At 46.8% G+C, this 308-nt stretch carries 1 protein-coding gene; it reads right to left on the bottom strand.

The features are described from left to right. The coding region (locus HMPREF1986_RS13390; protein ID WP_021773959.1) for a hypothetical protein at nt 1-308 on the bottom strand (308 nt) is incomplete at both ends.

The following is a 308-nucleotide window of genomic DNA, read 5'->3' as shown; positions in this document are numbered from 1 at the left end:
AAGAACCGATATCCCCGAAGGGGACGGAAACGAAAAACCTAAGATGTACCCCCCGTCCGTAGCACATTAGAAGAACCGATATCCCCGAAGGGGACGGAAACTTTTTGATCTCCCTTCGGATAAGTTTCACGATTTTATTAGAAGAACCGATATCCCCGAAGGGGACGGAAACAATCTGGAAGCACTTCGAACAGTATGCTGAGTAATTATTAGAAGAACCGATATCCCCGAAGGGGACGGAAACCACAGAGATCCTCATGCTTGCAATCCCATAAATAATTAGAAGAACCGATATCCCCGAAGGGGAC

Source organism: Oribacterium sp. oral taxon 078 str. F0263, assembly GCF_000469565.1.
GTDB lineage: Bacteria > Bacillota > Clostridia > Lachnospirales > Lachnospiraceae > Oribacterium.
This window is presented reverse-complemented; position numbering and strand designations above follow the sequence as displayed.